This is a genomic window from Boseongicola sp. (assembly GCF_057460485.1).
The window spans coordinates 1-3814 of the sequence record NZ_JBVCWP010000337.1 but is presented as its reverse complement, the minus strand read 5'-3'; the positions used below and the strand labels follow the sequence as shown (position 1 = coordinate 3814).

4 protein-coding genes and 1 pseudogene are annotated in these 3814 nt (G+C 57.6%); 3 read left to right on the top strand and 2 right to left on the bottom strand.

The annotated features are described in order from the left end of the window. Positions 1-282: pseudogene (locus AC221Y_RS21530) on the top strand (LysR family transcriptional regulator); the annotation flags it as partial. A gap of 46 nt (positions 283-328) precedes the next feature. On the opposite strand, the gene cuyB reads toward AC221Y_RS21530, so the two are convergent. After that, entirely contained in the window at positions 329-1036 is a 708-nt protein-coding gene (gene cuyB, locus AC221Y_RS21525; protein WP_486708380.1) for a cysteate racemase, read from the bottom strand. A 251-nt stretch (positions 1037-1287) separates the two neighbouring features. On the opposite strand from cuyB, the gene AC221Y_RS21520 reads away from it, so the two are divergent. Further along, positions 1288-2451: a mandelate racemase/muconate lactonizing enzyme family protein gene (locus AC221Y_RS21520; RefSeq protein WP_486708379.1), complete on the top strand. Its 1164-nt coding sequence runs from the start codon at positions 1288-1290 to the stop codon at positions 2449-2451. A gap of 143 nt (positions 2452-2594) precedes the next feature. On the opposite strand, the gene AC221Y_RS21515 is transcribed toward AC221Y_RS21520, so the two are convergent. Further along, positions 2595-3296 (bottom strand): GntR family transcriptional regulator, encoded by a 702-nt coding sequence (locus AC221Y_RS21515; protein WP_486708378.1) that lies wholly within the window; start codon positions 3294-3296, stop codon positions 2595-2597. Between the two features lie 134 nt (positions 3297-3430). Between AC221Y_RS21515 and AC221Y_RS21510 the strand changes: the two genes are divergently transcribed. After that, on the top strand, positions 3431-3718 hold the full coding sequence (locus AC221Y_RS21510) for a UxaA family hydrolase (RefSeq protein WP_486708377.1): 288 nt from the start codon (positions 3431-3433) through the stop codon (positions 3716-3718). Positions 3719-3814 lie beyond the last annotated feature (96 nt).

Sequence of the window (3814 nt, the reverse complement as noted above, 5' to 3'; positions counted from 1 at the left end):
CGGTCTTCGTTTCTCGGCATGGTCGTAGAGAACGCGATTGACCGAAAACCGCTGAATGCCGAGAAAATTTATGTGGACAGCCTGGTCGAGACGATCAAACGGCGGCTCTTGAGGGGCGGCGGATTTGCATGGATACCCGAAACAGCCATTTCAGCCGAACTTGCGGCGGGATCGGTGATTCCGGTCGGCAACGAAGACTGGTGCACCTCTATGTCGATTTCCGCTCTTTCAAATCCGTCGGCTCTGGATCACACCGCGCTTGAGTTTTGGGATCGCCTGTGACCTCTCGGCACTTGCCTTGATATCGCGCAACCTGCACCAAGGCCTTTTATGCCTGCCCTTTTACCCTGGCGCCGGAAAACCGCAGGATCTCGTTCACCAGCAAATCCAGCGTATCCACAACCGGAACACCGATTTCAGCGGCTTGTTTGATCAGCGAGAATTCCGAGCACCCCACGACAAGGCATTCGGCGCCTTGATCAACGCAATCCCGGGCAGCGTCCTTCAGTGCGTTTTCCGCAAACCTGTCGACCCCGTTCGACTTTATCGCAACGATTGCTGCAACAAGTTTCGTCCGGTCGCGCGGGTGGATTGCCGACAAGTTGCGCGTGGCAAAAGCTGCCTTGAAAAGGCCGATGTCTTCGGTAGCCGGTGACGCGAGGATACCAACACGGGCACCTTCGGCCTTGAGTTTCGCAGCATGATGATCCACGCAAAGCTCAACCATGTTGATGAGCGGAATCGAAACTGCGGACCGGATGTGGTCGGCGAAGTGATGGGCTGTATTGCACGGCATGGCGAGGGCTTCGGCGCCTGCCGCTTCCAGGCGACTTGCCATCCGCGAAAGCGTCGGACCGGGATTCTCGCCTTGCCCCTGCAGCAGGAAATCCAGTCGCGACGGCACCTGTGGATTCATATCCACCAGCAACGGAACATGGTCGCGGTCATCATGCGCATCGACTGCATCAATCAGCTTTTGTTGTAGCGATACGGTCGCCTGTGGCCCCATCCCGCCGAGTATGCCAATCGTTTTCACTTGCTTGCTCCTGTCGAAAGGTAGGGCGCCCACATGCATCATGGCCAGCGTGAACGCGCTTCCTGATACGGCTTTAGCCTACCCAACGCTACGTGTGAAGTTCTTAGAAGCGAACATACAAGCGAACGCCATCTTTGGCCGCCCCGCCCGCTTTATGTCATTTTAATCTGACAATGCCTGTTCGATGTGTAAATGCTCTATCGACCGGGCCTTTAGCCAGGATTTTGCCCGTCAACGCGAAAGGACAGATAATGCGCATTTTGGATGTCTGCGAAGTCACCAAACCGATCTCTTCTCCGATCCGGAACGCCTACATTGATTTCAGCAAGATGACCGCCAGCTTGGTGGCGGTGGTCACGGATGTCGTGCGGGACGGCCGCCGCGTGGTTGGCTATGGCTTCAACTCCAATGGCCGTTACGGTCAGGGCGGGCTGATCCGCGAACGCTTCCGCGACCGGATTCTGGAGGCTGACCCCAAGAGCCTCGTGAACGACGAAGGCAGCAACCTCGACCCCCACCGGATATGGGCGGCAATGATGACGAATGAAAAACCCGGCGGCCACGGTGAGCGCTCGGTTGCCGTGGGCACGATCGACATGGCGGTGTGGGATGCCGTGGCCAAGATCGAAGAAAAGCCCCTCTTTCGACTTCTGGCCGAGATGAAGGGGCGAGAGGCCGACCCGCGGGTCTTCGTCTATGCCGCCGGGGGCTATTACTATCCGGGCAAGGACGATGGCGCGCTTCGGGCCGAAATGCGCGGCTACCTCGATCGCGGCTACAATGTCGTCAAGATGAAGATCGGCGGCGCACCTGTCAATGAGGACCGGCGACGGATCGAAGCGGTGCTGGCCGAGATCGGTTCCCAGGCGCAGCTTGCCGTCGATGCAAACGGCCGCTTCGATCTGGAGACCGCGATCGCCTATGCCAAAATGCTGCGAGACTACCCGTTGTTCTGGTACGAAGAAGCGGGCGATCCCCTCGACTTTGCCCTTCAGGCGGCATTGGCCGAGTTCTATCCCGGCCCGATGGCGACAGGCGAGAACCTCTTTTCCCATCAGGACGCGCGCAATCTCTTGCGCTACGGCGGAATGCGTCCGGACCGCGACTGGCTGCAATTCGACTGCGCACTGTCCTACGGTCTGGTTGAATACCTGCGGACACTCGACGTTCTCGAGACCTGCGGTTGGTCCCCCCGCCGCTGCATCCCACATGGCGGACACCAGATGTCGCTCAACATCGCAGCGGGACTCGGGCTGGGCGGCAACGAGAGTTACCCGGACCTGTTCCAACCGTATGGCGGTTTCCCGGACGGCGTGCGCGTCGAGGCCGGCCACATTACCATGCCCGAACTGCAGGGGATCGGCTTCGAGGGCAAGTCTGACCTCATCAGGGAAATGCGGGCGCTTGCGGAGTAAAATCCAGCCTGTTTATTCTATTGCGCCTGACAGGGCAGCGCAAAGGTTTGGGGTCGGCGATGAACGGCAAACGAAAACCAGTCTCTGCGGGGCCAGATAAGTCCACATCGGGCTGGACCTGTTGCGCCAACATGCACGGCAGCTTATTTCAACAGCACGGCATATGAATTCTCTTGCGTCAGGTAGTTGGTTGTCCGCAATTCGACGACCCGGTTCAAAAGATCATACGTCTTGCGGCGCGCCGTTATGGCCGGAGTGCCGGGATCGACCTCCAGCGCCTTGGCGGCAACTTTGCCCAACAAGCCCGCCTGCAAATTTTCTTCCGCCGATATGATAATGACCGAATAGGCCTGCTGAAACAAAACGTAGAGCGTATTCGGCAGTGGACTCCGGTCTTGCAGACCCGGGAACAGAGCTGTCGAAACGACGCAGTTTTCGTAGCAGAGCGGCACCCCACGTCGGCTTCTGACGCGGTTAATCTCGTAAACTTCGGCCGGCGCCCCGAACAGGGCGTCCCGCTCCTGATCCGTCGCGGCCCGCCGCCGGACGTTTTCCTGCGCCAGTTCCGGGACGATCTGGTTTCCGTTCGGATCCCTGAGCCTGAAAAAATGGAACAAAGAGCTTTCCGGCGTGCGCAGCGCCACGAAAGTCCCGCGCCCCTGACGCCGGTCTATGATTCCCTTCTGCTCGAGGTCAATCAGCGCCTTTCTGACCGTTCCCTGGCTTACGCCAAGCTCCGCCGCAAGGTCCATTTCACTCGGAAGCATGGCACCCGGTGGATAGGTTCCGTCAACAATACGGTCAATTATCGTATTGGAAACAACGCGATAAAGCGGTTCGACCATGGCGAGGTGCTCCTTTGTGGTTGAGCGTATCATGACTTTCGCACAGCGCTCAATAAGGTACATTGACCGTTATATAAGTATTCTTATATAAGTATTTTTGAAATATGTCACCAACCACTCAAAGGAGCTTGCAAATGGGGATCCCTCAACTGCTCGTACATGATCATGACGACAACGTGGGCGTCGTGGTCGTCGAAGGGCTGAAGGCTGGAACCGAGATGCTGTGCGTCGTTACGCATGACAATTCGGATTTCAAACTGACAGCAAACACGGATATTCCGATTGGCCACAAGGTGGCATTGAAGCCGCTGAAAGCCGGCGACACCGTGATAAAATACGGCGAAGACATCGGGAAAATGGTGGGTGACGCAAATGTCGGCGATCACGTCCACACCCACAACTGCAAAACGAAACGGTGGTAGAAATGGCTCTAGACTTCTCCAAACAGACAATCAACGCCTGGCGTCGTGAAAACGGCCGCGTGGGCGTCCGCAACCACGTCCTGATCCTTCCCGTGG